This window comes from Pseudarthrobacter linnaei (assembly GCF_055412825.1).
This window is the reverse complement of the sequence record NZ_JBVAYX010000005.1, coordinates 63055-80955: the sequence shown is the minus strand read 5'-3', so window position 1 is coordinate 80955 and position 17901 is coordinate 63055. Positions and strand designations below refer to the sequence as shown.

Here is a 17901-nt window from a genome sequence, read left to right as displayed (position 1 = left end):
ACTTGCAGGCCCCACACGTAACCTGTTTGGATGCCTCGTTTTGCGCTCGATATCGACTCCGTCCCCCGCCCCGTCCGTTCGCAGGAGCTGCTGGATGCGGTGAACCATCGGGTCGTCATTGCCGATGGGGCGATGGGCACGATGCTGCAGGACCGGGAATTGTCCCTCGAGGACGATTTCCTGGGGCTGGAAGGCTGTAACGAGATCCTCAACGCCACGCGTCCCGATGTCCTCGCGGACATTCATGACGCGTACTTCGCAGTGGGCATCGACGCGGTCGAAACGAACACCTTCGGCGCGAACTGGTCAAACCTCTCCGACTACGGCATCGATGACCGGATTGAGGAGCTCGCCCGGAAGGGTGCGGAGATCGCCCGTGACCGCGCTGAGGCGGCAGAAAAAACAGACGGACGGATGCGGTGGGTCCTGGGCTCGATGGGGCCGGGCACCAAGCTCCCGAGCCTCGGGCACACCAGCTACGACTACCTCAAGCAGACCTTCGCCCTGCAGGCCGGGGGCCTCATCGACGGGGGAGCGGATGCCTTCCTCATCGAAACCAGCCAGGACCTCCTGCAGACCAAAGCCGCGGTCAACGGCTGCAAGCAGGCCATCGTGGCCCGCGGCGTCCGGCTCCCCATCTTCGTCGAGGTGACGGTCGAAACCACCGGAACCATGCTGATGGGATCCGAAATCGGCGCCGCGCTCACCGCGCTCGAGCCGCTCGGCGTCGACGCCATCGGCCTGAACTGCGCCACCGGTCCGGATGAGATGAGCGAGCATCTGCGCCACCTGGCCAAGCAGTCCTCCGTAGCGATCGCCTGCATGCCCAACGCCGGCCTCCCCGTCCTTGGCGCCAACGGCGCGCACTATCCGCTCTCGCCCAGCCAACTCGCCACCGCGCACGAGCAGTTCGTGCGCGAATTCGGCCTGGGCCTGGTGGGCGGCTGTTGCGGTACGACGCCGGAGCACATGGCCGCCGTCGTCGAACGTCTTGCGCCCTTGCGCGCCAGCGCCGCCGTCTCCAGCGGCGGGAACGGCTCCGCCGGTGGGAATGGTGGCAGCCGCGTTCCCACCGAGAGGGAAGCAGGCATCGCTTCCCTCTACCATCACGTGAATTTCGACCAGGAGTCCGCGTACCTCGCCATTGGCGAGCGCACCAACGCGAACGGTTCGAAAGCCTTCCGCCAGGCGATGCTCGACGAGCGCTGGGACGACTGCGTCGACATCGCCCGCGGGCAGGTCCGCGTCGGCGCGCACCTGCTCGACGTCTGTATTGATTACGTGGGGCGCGACGGCGTGGCCGACATGAAGGAGATCGTCTCGCGTTTCGCGTCGGCCTCCACGCTCCCGCTCGTCATCGACTCCACCGAACCGCACGTGCTGCAGGCCGGGCTCGAACACATCGGCGGGCGCCCGGTGATCAACTCCGTCAACTACGAGGACGGCGACGGCCCGGACAGCCGCTTCGGGCGCATCATGCCCCTCGTGAAGGAACACGGTACCGCCGTGATCGCCCTGACCATCGACGAACAGGGCCAGGCACGCACCACCGAGGGCAAGGTGGCCATCGCCTCGCGCCTGATCGATTCCCTGGTGGGTGAATGGGGGATGCGCGTGGAAGACATCATCGTCGACTGCCTGACCTTCCCCATCGCCACCGGCCAGGAAGAAACCCGCCGGGACGGCATCGAAACGATCGAGGCCATCCGCCAGATCACCGCGAAGTACCCCGGCATCCACACCACGCTCGGCGTCTCCAACGTCTCCTTCGGCCTGAACCCGGCAGCGCGCATGGCCCTGAACTCGGTGTTCCTGCACGAAGCCGTGCAGGCGGGACTGTCCAGCGGCATCATCGACGCCGCCAAGATCGTGCCGCTCGCGTCCCTGCCGGAGGAGCAGCGCAAGGTGGCCCTGGACCTCGTCTGGGACCGCCGCGAATACGACGCCGACGGCAACGTCACGTACGACCCCCTGAACAGCATGCTGGACCTCTTCGCCGGCGTCGACACCGCAGCGCTGAAGGACCAGCGCGCGGCGGAACTGGCGGCGCTGCCCACCGGCGAACGCCTGGCGCGGCGCATCATCGACGGCGAGGGCAAGGGCCTTGAAGAGGACCTCGACCTCGCACGCAGCGAGGGCATGACCCCGCTCGCCATCATCAACGACCAGCTGCTCGAGGGCATGAAGGTGGTGGGCGAGCGCTTCGGAGCCGGCGAGATGCAGCTGCCGTTCGTGCTGCAGTCCGCCGAGGTGATGAAGACCGCGGTGGCCCTGCTTGAGCCGCACATGGAGAAATCGGATTCCTCCGGCAAGGGCACCATGGTGATCGCCACCGTGCGCGGCGACGTGCACGACATCGGCAAGAACCTGGTGGACATCATCCTCACCAACAACGGCTACAAAGTGATCAACATCGGCATCAAGCAGGGCATCGCCGAGATCATGGCCGCGGCGGAGGAGCACAACGCGGACGTGATCGGCATGTCCGGGCTGCTCGTAAAGTCCACCGTGGTGATGAAGGAGAACCTCGCCGAACTCCAGTCGAGGGGCCTCGCGAAAAAGTGGCCCATCATCCTCGGCGGCGCAGCCCTGACCCGCGCCTACGTGGAGCAGGACCTGGCGGAGCAGTTTGAAGGAACCGTCAGGTACGCCAAGGACGCCTTTGAGGGCCTGGCACTGATGGAACCGCTGGTGCAGGTGGCCCGCGGCGCCGACCCGGCCGCCGTCGGCCTCCCGCCGCTGAAGAAGCGAATCCATAAAAGCGGCCCGAAGTTCACGGTGACCGAGCCGGAAGCGATGCCCGGCCGTTCCGACGTCGCCGCCGACAATCACGTGCCGTCGCCGCCGTTCTGGGGCACACGCATCGTGCGCGGCGTCTCACTCCACGACTACTCCACTTTCCTCGACGAACGCGCCACCTTCATGGGGCAGTGGGGGCTCAAGCCCGGCCGCGGCGAGGACGGCGCCTCCTATGAGGAACTGGTGGAACGCGAAGGCCGGCCGCGCCTGCGGTACTGGCTGGACCGTATCCTCGGCGAGGGAATGCTCGACGCGTCCGTCGCGTACGGCTATTTCCCGGTGGTCTCCGAGGGGGAACAGGTGGTGGTGCTGCACCACGGGGAGGACCGCGACGGCGTCCTCGGCACCGCGGGACTACTCGCCCCCGACGGCGGCTCCGGCGGCCCGCTCGGCACCGAGCGGCTGCGCTTCGACTTCCCGCGCCAGCGCCGCGACCGGCACCTGTGCCTCGCCGACTTCGTCCGCCCGCGCGAATCGGGGCAGATCGACGTGCTGCCGGTGCAGCTGGTCACCGCCGGCTCCAAGATCGACGAGTTCACATCAAAGATGTTCGCCGCCAACCAGTACCGCGACTACTACGAACTCAACGGCCTGGTCATGCAGCTCACCGAGGCGCTCGCGGAGTTCTGGCATGCACGCATCCGCTCGGAGCTGGGATTCGCGGCCGAGGAGCCCAAGGACAAGGCCGGCCTGTTCAAGCTCGACTACCGCGGTGCGCGGTTCTCGCTCGGATACCCTGCGTGCCCGGACATGGAGGACCGCCGCAAAGTGACCGAACTGCTGAAGCCCGAGCGGATGGGCGTGGTCCTGAGCAATGAGCTGATGCTGCACCCCGAACAGTCCACCGACGCGTTCGTCTTCCACCACCCGGGGGCGAAGTACTTCAAGGTGTGAGTTGAAGCCGGTCCCTGGACTGGGCGGGTTGGGACTGGGCGGGTTGGGCCTGCGCGGCCTGCCCGCCCACACTTCCGCCCACGCTGGAGACCGGCTTCACCCGCCGGAGTGCGGCGAGAATAGCCCGGCCCACCACGGCGATTCCGATGACAGTGGTGATGGCACGCAGGGTGTCCCAGCCCGCCGTCGAGGTCACCAGCGAGTAGAGCAGGAAACTGCTGAGGTTGATGCCCAGCGGCGCGCCGGGTTCGTAGGAGATGCCGGTGCCGGCGCCCACCGCGAAGGGCCAGAACCACAGGTTGGTCAGCAGGCCGAACAGGTAGGACGCCAGGACGCCGTAGCCGCCCAGCATCCACAGCTCGGCCTTGCCCCGCACCTGCCGGGGGAGCAGGCCGGCCCCCGCGCCCACCCACGCACAGGCGAAGATCTGGAACGGTATCCAGGGCCCGAAGCCACCCCACAAAGCGCTCGAGAGGGTGATGGTGGCGGCGCCGAGGAGCATGCCGAAGCGGGGACCGAAGGCCCGGCCGGCCAGGATCAGCAGGATAAACACCGCCTCAACACCTCCGACGCCGGTGCTCGCCACCCGCACCGCGGAACCCACGGCGGCCAGGACGCCGAGCAGCGCCACCGTGTGCGCGGAGCGGACCGAACCGTCCATTGACACGACGACGGCGATGGCGGCGAGCGGCGCAATGGCCAGCGCCGCGAAGGGGAGGGCCGCGGCGGCATCCTCCGGGAAGGCCGCGGCAAGCAACGGCCAGCAGAACGCTGCGAGGGCCAGCACGTTTGCCGCTGCCAGTACTGCGAGCTCGACGCCCCGCGGCATCCGGATGCGGCGCTGCCTTCCCGGGCTCCGGGTGTCTGTTTGGTCAATGACCCGTGGCCTCGGTCCGGCATGTGCCTGCCGGGCAGGCGGGAGTTCTGGCTCCGGCGTCGGGGCCGCCACGGAGGAAGGTGCGACGCCGTCACGCATCGGGAGGATCCGGGCGCCGAGGCTGTCGGCGAAGTCGAGATCGTGCGTGGCGATCAGGACCGCCGCGCCCGAGTCCGCTGCCGCCCGCAACGCCGCCGAAACTGCTGCGCGCGCCGCAGGATCGAGTCCTCGGGTGGGCTCATCGATCAGGAGTACCTGGGGGTCGTCCATGGTCTGCAGCGCGATGGCCAAGATCCTGCGCTCTCCCGCCGAGAGGTCCCGGGGATGCACGTGCCCAATGGGAATGCTGCCCTCGCCCCGCAGACGGGCCAGACGTAACGCCGCGGGCCTTGGGGGGAGCTGGTCATTGCGCCGGTCCTGGTGACGCCCGGTGCGAGCCTGGCGTGCGGCACGCGCCTGGCGCCGCTCGGCCGCGCGGAGCTCTCCCGCCACCGTGTCCCTGGTGAAGAGGTCGTCTGAGGCGTCCGGGACGAGGGCGACGCGGCCGCCGTCGACCGTGCGGCCGTTGACGGTTCCTTCACCGAGGGCGAGCGCCACCAGGAGGGACGACTTCCCGGCGCCGTTCGGACCCACCAGAGCCACCACTTCACCACGGTGCAGGGTCAGGGATGCCTCGCGCACGAGTGGCTTGCCCTTGCGGTGCACCGCGAGATTTGCCGCAGTCAGCACGGGCGCCCGCTTCGCTGGCTCCGCCGGCGTCGGACCGGCAACGGCAGGGGATGCAAGCGCGGATGGCGCGGCACCCGGCACCAGGGCGCCGTCGTCGATGGTCCACCACGAATCGGCCACCGGTACGAGTTGCACCGCCCGGTGCTCCGCCACGATGACGCAGACACCGTCATCGCGGGCGAGATCCTTCAGCACGGCGATGACGTGCCGCCGAGCTGCGGTATCAAGGTCCGCCAGGGGCTCATCAACCAGGAGCAGGGCAGGATGCTCCACCACCGCGGCGGCGATGGCAACCAGGGTTGCCTCACCCGCTGAGAGGGTGCTGACATTCCGGTCCAGCAGCGCCGACACTCCGATACGCTCCGCGACCTCCAGCACCCGGACCCTGGCGGTCCCGGAGGCCATGCCGCGCAGCTCAAGGGCGAGGGAGATTTCGTCCCGGACCCGGGTGCTGGCGAATGCCGCGCGGGGATTCTGCAATACGACGCCGATGAGGCGGGCGGTATCGCGCGGCGGCGTGGTGGCACGGTCCGTGCCGGCGACGCGCACGGTACCGGAAATTTCTCCGCCGTCCACGTGGGAGAGGAGGCCGGCGATACCCCGCAGGATGGTGGACTTGCCGGAGCCCGTCGGGCCGGTAATGACCGTGATGGACCCGCTCGGCGGCGTGAAGCCGGCGACGCGCACCTGCGCGTCGCCGATGCGGAAGTGTGCGTCCCGGACGAGAACCGGGGTTTCGGTACCTTGGCCGGGTTGGTGTGCTGCCCCGCTCCCGAAGCCGCGCAATTCCAGGGCCGCGGCAACCCGGCCCGCGTGCTCAAGGGTGCGCTCGAGCACCGGCACCAGGGCGCGGGGTCCGAAGCGTTCGCCCCGCAACCGGAACGCCAGGCGGACGGAGGTCACGGCGTCGGCAAGGGCCGGAAGCGCTGCCCACGCCACCACGAGCGTCCGGGCCAGGCCCTGCATGGGGCCTCCGCGGGCCAGGTGCACGAAGCCTCGGGCCACATCCACCCAGGCGTTGAGCAGCCCGAAGGCGAGGAACATCCCGGCAATCGGCAGGGCGGACACGACCGCCGCCCACAGCCCGGGCGCCGTCACCGGACCGAGGAGGACCACATGGGCGTACGGGGCGGGCAGCCGGATCGCCGGCAGGTCGAGCAGCACCGGTTCGCCAATGCCCGCCCCGTTGAAGAGGATGCGGTAGATGACCCGCGCCGCGATGAAGACGACGGCGAGGACCGCCGCCGCGCGTAACGGCGCGGGTCGAAAGGTCATGCCGCGGGGGCGGCCGGTTTGCCGTCGACCGTGTAGAGCAGTTCCAGGCTCTCGCCCGGGTTCACCTGCAAGGTGGTCAGGCCTTCCTGCGCGTACGCCCAGTCACCGGAGGCCGGCTTCACCCAGAGCGCCCAGTAGGCGAAGGCTGCGGGCATCTTGCTGCATTCTTCCCGGTACGTGCCGCCCTTGTGGGCGATGTCGAGGTCTGCGGCGGGCACACCGTTCACACGGCAGACCAGTTCGTTGGGATATTCGGCTGTGCCCTCGGTTTTCACCTTCGCCTCCTCCAGCACCTTGGAAGCGGGAGTCGGCCCGTCCGCGGTCACGCAAACGGAGGAATCAGCGGCGGCCTGCTTCAGGGAGCCCGAATCGACGATGACGTTCACACCGGCGCAGGGCCCGGAGGCGGCGCTGGATGAAGCCGCTGCCGTAGGCGCCGGGGCAGAGGTGGTTGGTTGGGTGGCGGCCGGCGTGGAACAGGCGGCGAGGGTAAACAGTAGACCGGCAGCGGCGAGGGAGGTCGCGGCGGCGGTGCGGATTTGAGTCAAAGTCACGTGTCAAGGGTAGGGCGTTGCTGATCCGGATGCGGAGGCCGTCGCGTTGTGTGACGTTAGGTCTCCAGGTAAGCCAACGTCGCAAACCCGCAGGCCCTTGCCACCTCGGCCGGCGGCTGGTCCGCGCTGTCGGGAGGGCCACCAAACGCACGCGGACGACGGCGAGATCTAGCCGTCGTCCGCATTTCCTGCATCGGTGGCTCAGGGCACTTCCGGCATATCCTTCAGCCTTGTTGTGCTGGCGTAGCTCCAGATGGCGTGGTCTAGTTCCTTCGCCTCGACCCCGAGCTTCTTGGCGGCCTCCTTGATCAGAACGCAGGCACGATCAGACGTCTCCTGACGACCGAGCGCCCGCCTCACGAATTCCATGATCCAGGTGTCTGCCTTCACACCGTCATGGCTCAGAAGCATGGTGAAGTACTCCCACGTGACAGGACCCAGGCCCGAAACCCCTATGTACTGAGCCCGGTGATCAGGGTCGTTGGGTCGGAGGTGCGCTGGCTCGGTGACGCCAATGGCCGCGAAGCGCTGAGCCGCTTCCACGATGGCAAAAGCCTTGGTCTTTCCTGCATGCACTTTCTGGCGATTCAGGATCTTTTCGAGGGCAATCGGGTCCTGACCCGCCAGATGGATCATCGCCTCTGAAGAAGTGACGTGCTCCGTGTGCTTCTCGTATCGCAATACTGCGCCGCGTGCACCAGTCCACCCACCGTTACGTTCCCTGCCGTACCGGAAACGGATCGACATGACCGCATCGACCAGCGCTAGGTCCAAGCGGTCGGGATAACCGCCGGGCCATTTCTTCCAGGGTGTCGGCATAGCCGCGATTGCAACCAGTAGCAGGTCGAGGTCAGGAGCTGCTTCACTCACAGGTAGCTCTTTACACTCGCGCGAAGGGCTTCCGTGTGCTCGTAGATCTCTTCCAGTGAGCTAATGGGCACTCGGGTCTCTTCCTTGCTTTCGTCGAATATGCCGATGTACTTCTGGGTGCGATTGAAGTGCAGACGCGCGATCGGCTTCCGGTTGTTGTCGTCCAGCAGCACCGCGAAATAGGATTTGGCATCCCTCTGAACCACGCGAGCGGGCTTTACTTCGCTGCAGACGATGGCTCGCACGATCTGGTACCCCTCAATTTCCTCCAGCGTCGTCTCCAGCCCGTCAGCCTCGGCCAGATCCGCTTCGGCCACGGGTGCGCTGGTAACGCTGGCCGCCAACGTCGCGTCGTCATTTGGCGGGAAGGCCGGGGCGCCGAGGGCTTTCTTCAGTCGTTCGTTCACCTGGTCGTTCAGGAATTGCCTTGACGCTTTGGTTACCAACGCGGTGAACTGCTCGCGCACCTTCTGGGTGTAGGGGCCCGGATACACCCGTCCGGTAAGGAACTTGATCCACTCGTCCTCCGGCTCCTTGAATTGTGCTGCGAGGGTCCTCTTAAGTTCACCGATATATTTCAGTTCGCCAGCTGCGCTGATGATCGAGTCGAGATCGAAAACGTCCTTGGACAGCTTTTGCAGCTCCGGTATGAGGGATTCGTCGATGTCGTCTAAATCGAGCACAAGGAACGGCTTGGCGTCCATGCGGTTCGGTGCATCGAGGTCCGTGAAGAATTGGTAGACCTCGCCGTTGGTGAGGATCGCGATCCTGGCGTTGGTAACGGCAAAGTACCGGAAAAGCTGGGATGCGTGCTCGATCTTCACTGGTTCCGTGGACTTCTTGCATTCGATCAGGATCTGGACCTCGCCGTCCTTGACGATCGCATAGTCGATCTTCTCGCCCTTCTTGAGCCCTACATCCGCGATGAACTCCGGAACGACTTCCATGGGATTGAAGACGTCGTAGCCAAGAATGGTGGAAATGAAGGGCATGACGAAGGCGTTTTTTGTTGCCTCTTCTGTTTGGATTACACCCCGTTGTTGGCGCACCTTTGCTGCCAAAGCTGAAAGTTTTTCTGCAAACTCCAATTGTCCCCCTAGGAATTGATGGTGCTGCCAACCGTAGCGCAGCCCTGTGTCACTTTGATGAAAACAGGGTTTAGCGCGGGATTGAGGCTGCAGACGCATCTCCTGGCCCCCGATCACCTTCCTGCTCAGCGATGACGGCACCAGCGTCAACGGCGCCGTCCTCGCCTCGACGGCGGCGGGTCTGCACTGTGCGGAGGGCGGGGATCAGGCTGTGGAGCCAGGACCAGACCCCTATCGTCGGAAGCGCCCGGCGTTACGATGCCCTGTGACCATTAGTAGCGGCCACGCGGACAACCACAGCCTTCGCGTGTACTCCGGGGTCCACGGCAGACGAAAACCACCCGCTCTGCATGTGTGGCGGGACGCCGGCTGTGTCCTCGCGCGCGCGGCCAAGGTGGGCGTGCGCCAGCGGTACTCTGCCGGCTACCCTTCGATTCATTATCTTGACGATATCTTCACTATGGCGGACGATCGTGGGATGGAGAATCACGGCGGCGACACCGGCACAGGACAGGAATTCCCCGGCGTGGAGGATCAGGCCGAGCGGGCAATGACGGTCGTGGGTGCGCTGGTCCTGCAGTTGCGGCGCGAGGCCGGGTACAGCATCGGGAGCCTGGCGGCAGCGGCCGGCCTGAGTCCGGGTCTGCTCAGCCAGATCGAGCGCGGCCAGGGCAACCCGTCGTTGACCACGCTGATTAAGCTGTCCCAGGCTCTGAAAGTGCCGGTCGGGCGCTTTTTTGACACGAAGGACCAGGGCGGTGCGCTGGTGCGGCGCGAGGACAGGCGGCGCCTCGAAGTTGCCGAGGATAACCTCATCTATGAGCTCCTGACACCCCATATGAGCGGCCAGTTGGGCATGCTCCGGGCTCAAATCGCGGCTGGCTGGGACAACGAGGATGCTCCCTTCAGGCATGCCGGCGAGGAGTGCGTGACCATGGTGCAGGGCAGGCTCCACGTCTGTGTCAACGGCGTGGGGTACGACCTTGAGGAAGGCGATTCGCTGACCTACGACTCCTCGCTGCCGCACTGGTACCGCAACTCAACGTCGGAAGACGCGGTGCTAATCGGCGCCATGACGCCGCCGTCGTTCTAGCTGTCGCCTCCCGCCGGGACTCGGGACGCAGCCATCGGCGGCGGGCTGCCAGGCTCGCCAGGACGAACCCGGCTATTCAATTTAATGAATAAATCGCATTCAAAGTGTTGACATGGGCAGCGGGCCGGCCAAATACTTGTGGGAACGCGTGGAGCCAGCCGGCTGCCAACGCCTGCCGCAGCCGGCCGCCCACCCCGGCCGTCCGCCACCCCAAGGAGTCTGCCCATGACGCTCAGCACCGCACCGGCGACCGACGTTCCAACCACTGAAAATCCTGCCACCGCAGCCCCCAGCGCAGCCGCGCTTGCTTGGGCCAAGAAGCTGGTCGCCTTCGACACCACCAGTCGCAATTCCAACCTTGCGATGATTCACAGCATGACGGAGGAGCTCACCGCCCACGGACTCACCCCGGTGATCGTTCCCAGCCCGGATGGCCGCAAAGCCAACCTTTTTGCCACGATTCCGGCCCATGACGGCACGGTCACCGGCGGCATCATGCTGGCCGGTCACACCGACGTCGTCCCCGTGGACGGCCAGGAGTGGGACAGCGAGCCGTTCACACCCGAGGTCCGCGAGGGGCGGCTGTACGGCCGCGGTACCACTGACATGAAGGCCTTCAGCGGCGCAATCCTGGGCCTCCTGTCCGAGTTCCTGTCCGCTCCGCTGGCGGAGCCGCTGCACTTCGCCTGGACCTACGACGAAGAGGTCGGGTGCCACGGCGCCGTCGTTCTGCTGGCCGAGCTCGCCGCCCGCGGGATCCGTCCCCGGCTGTGCTTCGTTGGAGAGCCCACCAGCATGCGTCCCGTCTCGGCGCACAAGAGCAGCCAGCTCTACCGCGTCAGTGTCAGCGGGATTGCCGCTCACTCCTCGATGACGACCACCGGCGTCAATGCCATCGAATACGCGGCCAGGTCCATTGCCTTCATCCGCTCCCTCGCCGATGAATACCGGCTGTCCGGCCCGTTCGATGAGAGCTTTGTGGTGCCGTACACCACCGCCAATGTCGGCATCGTCAGTGGCGGTGCGGCTGTGAACACCGTTGCCGAAAAGTGCGACTTCGAGTTTGAGTTCAGGACCATTCCGGGCGACGACCCGGGGGCGGTGATATCCCGCATCGAGGACAATCTGGCCGGGCTGCGGGTGGAAATCCAGCAGGAGAATCCCTCCGCGGACATCCGCATGGTCCCGCTGGGCACGGTCCCGGGACTCAGTCCCGAGGGCCCGCGCGTCGCGCTGGAACTGGCCCAGGACCTCACCGGCCAGGCCGTCGAAGAGTCCGTGGTCTACGCCACCGAGGCCGGTCTTTTCCAGCGGGCCGGCATCGACACCGTGGTGTGCGGGCCCGGGAGCATGGACCAGGGCCATACGGCCAACGAATACATCGAACTGACCCAGATCGCCGCCTGCGAGCGTTTTCTCCAGGCTCTCGCCGGTCACCTCGCCACGACCGATCGGACTGCATAGCCATGAGCCATCAAACCGCCCCCAGCCTTGGTTCCAGCGACCAGATCGTCGAACCGCGTTCGCCGGCCGCCCTGGCGCTGGAACAAAGCAACGCCCGTAAGGCCGTCGTCGCAGCTTCCATTGGCAACGGGCTCGAATGGTTCGACCTCATCGTCTACGGCACGTTCGCTGTCACCATTTCCAAGCTGTTCTTCCCGACGACGAATGAAACGGCGTCGCTGCTGTTGGCCTTCGCCTCATTCGGGGTGTCGTTCATCATGCGCCCGCTCGGTGGCATCATCATCGGCCGCTACGCTGACAGGGCCGGCCGTAAGGCGGGCATGCTGGTGTCCCTCTTTGTCATGTTCGTTGGCACCCTGCTGATTGTTGTGGCACCCACGGCGGCCGCCATCGGGGTCACGGCGAGCATCCTGATGCTGGTGGCCCGGCTGCTGCAGGGATTCGCCACCGGCGGGGAATTCGGCACGGCCACGGCCTTCTTGATCGAGTACGCACCCAGCAGGAAGGCGTTCTATGGCAGCTGGCAGGTTGCTACACAGGGAGGCGGAATCCTGCTGGCCGGAATCTTCGGGTTCGTACTGAACACCTATCTCAGCACCCAGGCGCTCGACTCCTGGGGCTGGCGGCTGCCGTTTATCTTCGCGCTGGCCATTGGACCCGTGGGCTGGTACATCCGGTCCAAGATGGAGGAAACGCCGGAGTTCTTGGCCACGGAACGTTCCAAGTCGCCCCTGCGGGAGACGTTCATCGGCAACGGCGGTCGGCTCTGGGCCATCGTCGGCGTCGTGTCCCTGGGATCCGTGGGCGTCTACATTGCCCTCTTCATGCCTACCTACGCGATCGTGAATCTCGGGATGCCGAAATCCGTGGCATTCCTCTCTACCCTGATCTTCGGTGTGGTCATGAGCATCGGTTCCCCGTTCATCGGCATGCTTGCCGACAAAGTGGGGCCGGCCCGAATCATGACGTGGGCTGCCATTGGGTCCATGATTGTCGGGATTCCTGCGTTCATGCTGCTCATCGCGGCGCCTGCACTGCCCACCATGATCGTGGTCGAACTGGTGCTCTCGGTGCTGGCCACGGCCTACTTTGCGCCGCTGCCGGCCCTCATGTCCTCGATGTTCCCGGCCCGCATCCGCTCAACGGGACTCTCCCTGGGATACAACATCGGAGTCACCGTCTTCGGCGGTTTTGCTCCCTTTATCCTGACGTGGCTGATCGGCAGCACCGGTTCTCTTCTGGTGCCCGGCTTCTATCTTGTTGCCGTCGCGGTGATCGCCGCCGTCAGCCTCACCATTTCGCGGAAGGTGTACCGCCAGGCCTGAGGTGGACTGAACCCAGAGCGAGGGACGACGACGGCGGGAAGCTCCCGCCGTCGTCGTCCGCTCACCTTGTCATTCCTGGGCGCTGAGCTTCCAGTGGACTCGGACGGCCTCGGCAATCGGGCCAGCGGTGACGTCGACCCGGAAAGCGACGGGTGCGGTTCCTGTCTCTTCGATGACCGAGTCACGGTACACGCGGCCGCATGAGGGACACAGGGTGTAGAGGTCCTCATCCGCGGGCCATTCCGCCAGCCCGGCGGGGACCGGGGCGTTGTCTCCGATGTAGATGGGGACGCCCTGCGAATTGGCCTGGATCAACCCGTCCTTACTGACGGTGTTGTTGCGGACGCGAGGGGCGGCAACCGGCTCGGCGTAAGGTAGGTTGTCGGCAAACTGACATGCCTAGCCGGATACTTATCTGGCAAAGGCGGAATCGTAGGAGGCGCGGAGGCGCTCCTCACCTCTCGAAGGATGGAAGAACGCACGATGCCCGCTGCCACCCGGAACGCGCCGGACCGCACTGCCAGGTTCGGCGTCGCTTTCATCGGCCTGCTGCTCATCGCAGTTAACCTTCGGGTGTCCTTTGTCAGCGTGGGACCGGTCCTCGGGAACATCAGCAGCGACCTTGGGTTATCCAGTGCCGCGGCAGGGTTCCTCACGGGTCTTCCGCTCATCGCGTTCGCAGTCTTCTCCCCGCTGGCGCCCGGCTTCGCTTCCCGTCTGGGTCTCGACCGGGCACTGTGGATGTCCCTGCTGATCCTCGCCTCGGGCATCGTGCTTCGCTCCTTACCCTTGCCCGGCGTCATCTGGGCGGGCACGGCACTGATCGGCCTGGCTATCGCGTTTCTCAATGTCCTGGTGCCCTCCCTGGTAAAGCGGGACTTTCCGATGCGGGTCAGCCAGGTCACCGGAAGCTACACCGCCACACAGGCCGCCTTCGCCGCCCTCGGGGCCGCCGTCGTCGTTCCCGTGGCACAAACGTCCCCGGCGGGATGGCGGCTGGCCCTCGGCATCTGGGTGGGGCTGGCTCTCATCGCCATGGCGGTGCTCCTGCCGTGGCTGCGCCGCCACAGGTCAGGGACCGCGCACGCCACCAGGCCGGAGGTTTCCTTCCGGTCGCCCTGGACCTCAGCCCTGGGCTGGCAGGTGACGATCTTTATGGGACTGCAATCGATCGCCTTCTACGTCCTGATGGCATGGCTGCCCACCATCGAACAAAGCCAAGGGGTTCCCGCCACTGTTGCGGGCGTCCACCTGTCCGTCTTCCTGCTCATCAGCGTGTTCGCCAGCCTTGCCGCCGGGGGAATCCTTCACCGCGGTTCGGACCAGCGGCTTGTATCCTTCACGAGCGGCGGGCTCACGTTCGTGACGTTTCTCGGGCTGGCGCTCGCGCCGGACCTCATCTTGCTGTGGGTCATTCTCGGGGCAATCGGGTGCGGGAGCCTCATAGTCATCGCTCTGTCGCTGTTCAGCCTCCGGACCGTGAATTATCCGCAGGCAGCGTCATTGTCCGGGATGGCGCAATCTGTCGGCTACGGTCTCGCCGCGGCGGGGCCGGTACTGTTCGGTGGCCTTCGCGACGTGAGCGGAGGCTGGACGCTTCCGCTCCTCGTCACGGCCGGCATCATGGCGGTTCTCGCCGTGATGGGTCTGCTGGTTGGACGTGACCGGGTGATCAGCGGTCCAGCGTGATCCGCACTTTGGCCACGCGTTCAGGAAATCAGCATGGACACCGCTTCGCCCAGTGCCCAAGATGGGGCCATGACCTCTGGCGGTTCCGCGCGGCGGGCGACGACGGCCGACGCCGCCGTCGTTGCCCAGCTGCTTCATGATTTCAACACTGAGTTCTCGACGCCGACCCCCGACGCTGGTGAGCTTCAATCGCGTCTGACGCAGCTCCTGGCGGGCGACGACCTGGTGGTCCTGCTGATCGGCGAGCCGGCGAGCGGAGTTGCTGTGCTGAGTTTCCGGCCCAGCGTCTGGTACCGGGGGCCGGTCGCGATCCTGGATGAGCTCTACGTCCGTCCGGAGCTGCGCGGTCACCGGCTCGGCAGCGCCCTCCTGGACGCGGCCCTGGATCTGGTACGCGACCGGGGCGGTGCGCTCCTTGAGATCAACGTCGACGGCGAGGACACCGATGCGCGCCGTTTCTACGAAGCACACGGGTTCACCAACACCGAACCCAACCAGACAGACCCAATGCTGTACTACTACCGAGAGCTCTGAGACGGGCAGTTGTGCACGGCCGGTGCCGCGGTGCGGGGTTGGGGATGGCCGTCGCGCCGGGCGGCAGATAGCATGAATTTATGATCCCCGGCAGCCCGCCGGGCGGTATCCCAAAGGAGGAAACCATGGGTCTGGGTGACAAGATTCGGAATGCGTCAACAAAGCTGACCGGCAAGGCCAAAGAATCCACAGGCAAGGCAACCGGTGACAACCGCCTCAAGAACGAAGGCAAGGGCGACCAAGTCAAGGCGGACCTGAAGCAGGCTGCCGAAAAGGTGAAGGACGCTTTCAAGAAGCACTGACGACCGGTAGCGCCGGGACCTTAGCCCGCCGCCCGGGTTCCTTACTGGCTGCTGAATGTGGGGATCGGTAGCCGCCGGGGCGATGCAGCTGGGCAATGTGCAGGCGTTCATCCAGTACTCGCGGCAGTTCACCCGGCCGCTGACCTACCTGGGGTCGATGGCGAACCTGCTGCGGGCCGGAGCGGCGTCACCCGAGCGGGTGATTGAGCTACAGGGCACTTGGCTGTTCGGCGGGACCATCCGGGACAACATCGCCTACGGCCGGCCCGGCGCCACGGAGGAGGAGATCCTGGAGGCCGCGCAAGCGACCTACGTGGACCGGTTCGTGCGGTCCCTTCCGGAGAGCTACGACACCGTGCTCGACGACCGAGGGCTCCAATGTGTCCGCCGCGAGAGGCAGCTGCTGACGATTGCCCGGGCGTTCCTGGCCCGGCCCTCTGGACGAGGCCACCAGCTCGGTGGACACCCGCACCGAGGTGCTGGTGCAGAAGGCGATGAGCGCGCTGCGGTCCGACCGGACGAGCTTCGTGATCGCGCACTGCCCCCTCCATCATCCGTGACGCCGACCTCATCCGGGTGATGGAGGAACTGCTCGCCGCGGGCGGGGCCTATGCGGCGCAGGTCGCGGCTCCTGTGGCGGAGGTTTAAAGGTGCTGGCGGTGGCTTCCCGGGGCCGGGTATTCGATGTCCGACTCTGAGTTCGAGTTTCTGCTTCCGGGTCGTCAAAAATGGACCTTCGACGACATTGAAGCGAAGTACCTGCCGGAGACTGAATCAAAGTCGACGGCAGTTGATATGGCAACAACTTAAGTTGGCGACAGAGACTCTGTGTCAGACTGTGCCAGTTGCCGCGATGGGGATCGGCGGATCTTTCCTTCAGCGCCGCGGCCGACGAGAATCTGCCCAGTGGGCGTCGCTAGGAGAGGCTTGTGATAGTCGAGACCTCGACAGACTGGCCAGTAGCGGCCGCAAGTTTCGCGGCTTCGATGACGGCCACCGACTGTGCCGCGTCGCCCACTGTTACTTGCGGCTCGACAACGCCGCGCACGACGTCGATGAAGTGACTTAGTTGGTTGCTGTAGGAATCGCCGGTGGCCTTCTCCGCAAACGTCATGCTCAGCGGCTGCGTCCAGTCCGAGAGTGCTTCGTGATGGTATCGCGCCAACTGTGGGAACGCCAGGGACCCGTGTGTTCCGGCAATCTGGTAGCAAGAAATGGTGGGATTGAAGGGAAATGTCGGGTCGTCCTCGGTCGCCTGGTCCCACCCCCACGGGGCCACAACTGTGTCTGAGATGATGAACGACCCCAGTGCGCCATTTTCGAACTCGACGATTACTGCGGCTGTGTCCTCGACTTCAAATCCGCGCGTCCGGTTGCTGACTTTGGCCTGCACAGCGATGATGTCCCCGCACAGATGCCGGAACAGATCCAGATCATGCACCAGATTAATCAGCATCACGCCTGCTCCCTGACGTTTGCGCCAAGGCTCATGGAAATAGCTGTCGGCTTTCTTGGTGAGCCAGGTGCCGTTGACGGCAACCAGCTTGCCTAATTCTCCGCCGGCAATGAGATCTTTGGCGGCCTTGACTGCCGGGTGGTGGCGTCGGTGATGGCCGACGAGAATGGGTGTAGCAGACGCTTTAGCGACCCAAACGAGCCGCGCGGCTTCCGTATAAGAGGTGGCCATCGGTTTTTCCAGGAGGGAAGGAATACCGCGGTCCAGACAGGCCAATGCCGTGTCGACGTGGAAGGCGTTGGGACTGGCTATTATCACCGCATCCACTTCTCCTGCCGCCAGCAGCGCGGCGTGCCCGGAAAAGTATGGGACAGCGTGCTCCGCTGCCAATGCACGACTGCCCGGGTCCGCGACCGCCGCAAGCCTCGCGTTTGGGTTGCGGGCAATAACCTCAGCGTGCTTGCGTCCCATGACGCCTGCCCCGATCACACCAATCCTCACGGGCCGTTCCGCGGACGCTGATCCCGACATTACGAAACCATCAGATCGGCCTGGCGTTACTCGGGGAGGGCCGCGACAACATCGATTTCCACCAGTATGTCGTAAAGGTCCGAGCCGACGGTGGTGCGGACGGGGAACGGAGCAGGAAAGAATTCAACGTAGGCCTGGTTGTACTCGTCGAAGTCCCTTTTGAGGTGCTGCAAGTGTGTGGTGACCTTGACAACGTCGGCGAAGGTGGCGCCGGCTTCAGCGAGGACCGCTTGCAGATTCCTCAATACTTGACGGGTCTGCGCCGCGACTCCGTCGGGGACCTCGCCGGTGATGGGATCCTGGGGACCAAAGCCTGCTGTATAGAGGAAACCGTTGGCCACGATGCCCTGGCTGTAGGGGCCGGCCGGGGCCGGGGCGTTCGGTATGACGATGGCTTTCTTGGGCATGATGCTCCTAGTGT

Annotated in this window: 14 protein-coding genes and 1 pseudogene; 8 read left to right on the top strand and 7 right to left on the bottom strand. The window is 65.4% G+C overall.

Annotation, left to right across the window (positions count from 1 at the left end; translation table 11 throughout):
* Positions 1-30: 30 nt before the first annotated feature.
* Positions 31-3693, top strand: a complete 3663-nt coding sequence (gene metH / locus ACZYZ3_RS06835; protein ID WP_463963073.1) for a methionine synthase — start codon at positions 31-33, stop codon at positions 3691-3693.
* Here the strand turns inward: metH and ACZYZ3_RS06830 are convergent.
* The 4 genes from ACZYZ3_RS06830 to ACZYZ3_RS06815 form a co-directional block, all read right to left on the bottom strand.
* Positions 3683-6574, bottom strand: coding sequence for an ATP-binding cassette domain-containing protein (locus ACZYZ3_RS06830; protein ID WP_463963072.1), 2892 nt, complete (start codon positions 6572-6574; stop codon positions 3683-3685). The two genes, metH and ACZYZ3_RS06830, sit on opposite strands and share 11 nt — an antisense overlap.
* Positions 6571-7128: a hypothetical protein gene (locus ACZYZ3_RS06825; protein WP_463963071.1), complete on the bottom strand. Its 558-nt coding sequence runs from the start codon at positions 7126-7128 to the stop codon at positions 6571-6573. The genes ACZYZ3_RS06830 and ACZYZ3_RS06825 overlap by 4 nt, the downstream gene beginning before the upstream one ends.
* A gap of 201 nt (positions 7129-7329) precedes the next feature.
* Positions 7330-7998, bottom strand: coding sequence for a DUF8548 family protein (locus ACZYZ3_RS06820; RefSeq protein WP_463963070.1), 669 nt, complete (start codon positions 7996-7998; stop codon positions 7330-7332).
* Positions 7995-9086 (bottom strand): type I restriction endonuclease, encoded by a 1092-nt coding sequence (locus tag ACZYZ3_RS06815; protein WP_463963210.1) that lies wholly within the window; start codon positions 9084-9086, stop codon positions 7995-7997. The genes ACZYZ3_RS06820 and ACZYZ3_RS06815 overlap by 4 nt, the downstream gene beginning before the upstream one ends.
* Positions 9087-9351: 265 nt before the next feature.
* Here ACZYZ3_RS06815 and ACZYZ3_RS06810 point away from each other — a divergent pair, with 265 nt between their 5' ends.
* From ACZYZ3_RS06810 to ACZYZ3_RS06800, 3 genes are all read left to right on the top strand, one after another.
* The gene (locus ACZYZ3_RS06810) at positions 9352-10179 is read left to right on the top strand and encodes a helix-turn-helix domain-containing protein (RefSeq protein ID WP_463963069.1); all 828 of its coding nucleotides are present in this window, start codon (positions 9352-9354) and stop codon (positions 10177-10179) included.
* Positions 10180-10404: 225 nt separating this feature from the next.
* Positions 10405-11643 carry an acetylornithine deacetylase gene (gene argE, locus ACZYZ3_RS06805; protein WP_463963068.1) on the top strand — a complete coding sequence of 413 codons (1239 nt, stop codon included), beginning with the start codon at positions 10405-10407 and terminating at the stop codon, positions 11641-11643.
* Between the two features lie 2 nt (positions 11644-11645).
* The gene (locus ACZYZ3_RS06800) at positions 11646-12968 is read left to right on the top strand and encodes an MFS transporter (RefSeq protein WP_463963067.1); all 1323 of its coding nucleotides are present in this window, start codon (positions 11646-11648) and stop codon (positions 12966-12968) included.
* Between the two features lie 69 nt (positions 12969-13037).
* On the opposite strand, the gene ACZYZ3_RS06795 is transcribed toward ACZYZ3_RS06800, so the two are convergent.
* Positions 13038-13283, bottom strand: a complete 246-nt coding sequence (locus ACZYZ3_RS06795) for a hypothetical protein (protein ID WP_463963066.1) — start codon at positions 13281-13283, stop codon at positions 13038-13040.
* Positions 13284-13436: 153 nt separating this feature from the next.
* On the opposite strand from ACZYZ3_RS06795, the gene ACZYZ3_RS06790 reads away from it, so the two are divergent.
* The 4 genes and pseudogenes from ACZYZ3_RS06790 to ACZYZ3_RS06775 all read left to right on the top strand — a co-directional run.
* Positions 13437-14657 (top strand): MFS transporter, encoded by a 1221-nt coding sequence (locus ACZYZ3_RS06790; protein WP_463963065.1) that lies wholly within the window; start codon positions 13437-13439, stop codon positions 14655-14657.
* Between the two features lie 69 nt (positions 14658-14726).
* Positions 14727-15191 (top strand): GNAT family N-acetyltransferase, encoded by a 465-nt coding sequence (locus tag ACZYZ3_RS06785; RefSeq protein WP_463963064.1) that lies wholly within the window; start codon positions 14727-14729, stop codon positions 15189-15191.
* 125 nt (positions 15192-15316) lie between these two features.
* On the top strand, positions 15317-15493 hold the full coding sequence (locus ACZYZ3_RS06780) for a CsbD family protein (RefSeq protein ID WP_463963209.1): 177 nt from the start codon (positions 15317-15319) through the stop codon (positions 15491-15493).
* A gap of 208 nt (positions 15494-15701) precedes the next feature.
* Positions 15702-16141, top strand: a pseudogene (locus tag ACZYZ3_RS06775) (P-loop NTPase family protein); the annotation flags it as partial.
* Positions 16142-16409: 268 nt separating this feature from the next.
* Here the strand turns inward: ACZYZ3_RS06775 and ACZYZ3_RS06770 are convergent.
* Both ACZYZ3_RS06770 and ACZYZ3_RS06765 read right to left on the bottom strand, forming a co-directional pair.
* Positions 16410-17438 carry a Gfo/Idh/MocA family protein gene (locus ACZYZ3_RS06770; protein WP_463963063.1) on the bottom strand — a complete coding sequence of 343 codons (1029 nt, stop codon included), beginning with the start codon at positions 17436-17438 and terminating at the stop codon, positions 16410-16412.
* Positions 17439-17506: 68 nt separating this feature from the next.
* On the bottom strand, positions 17507-17887 hold the full coding sequence (locus tag ACZYZ3_RS06765) for a RidA family protein (RefSeq protein WP_463963062.1): 381 nt from the start codon (positions 17885-17887) through the stop codon (positions 17507-17509).
* Positions 17888-17901 lie beyond the last annotated feature (14 nt).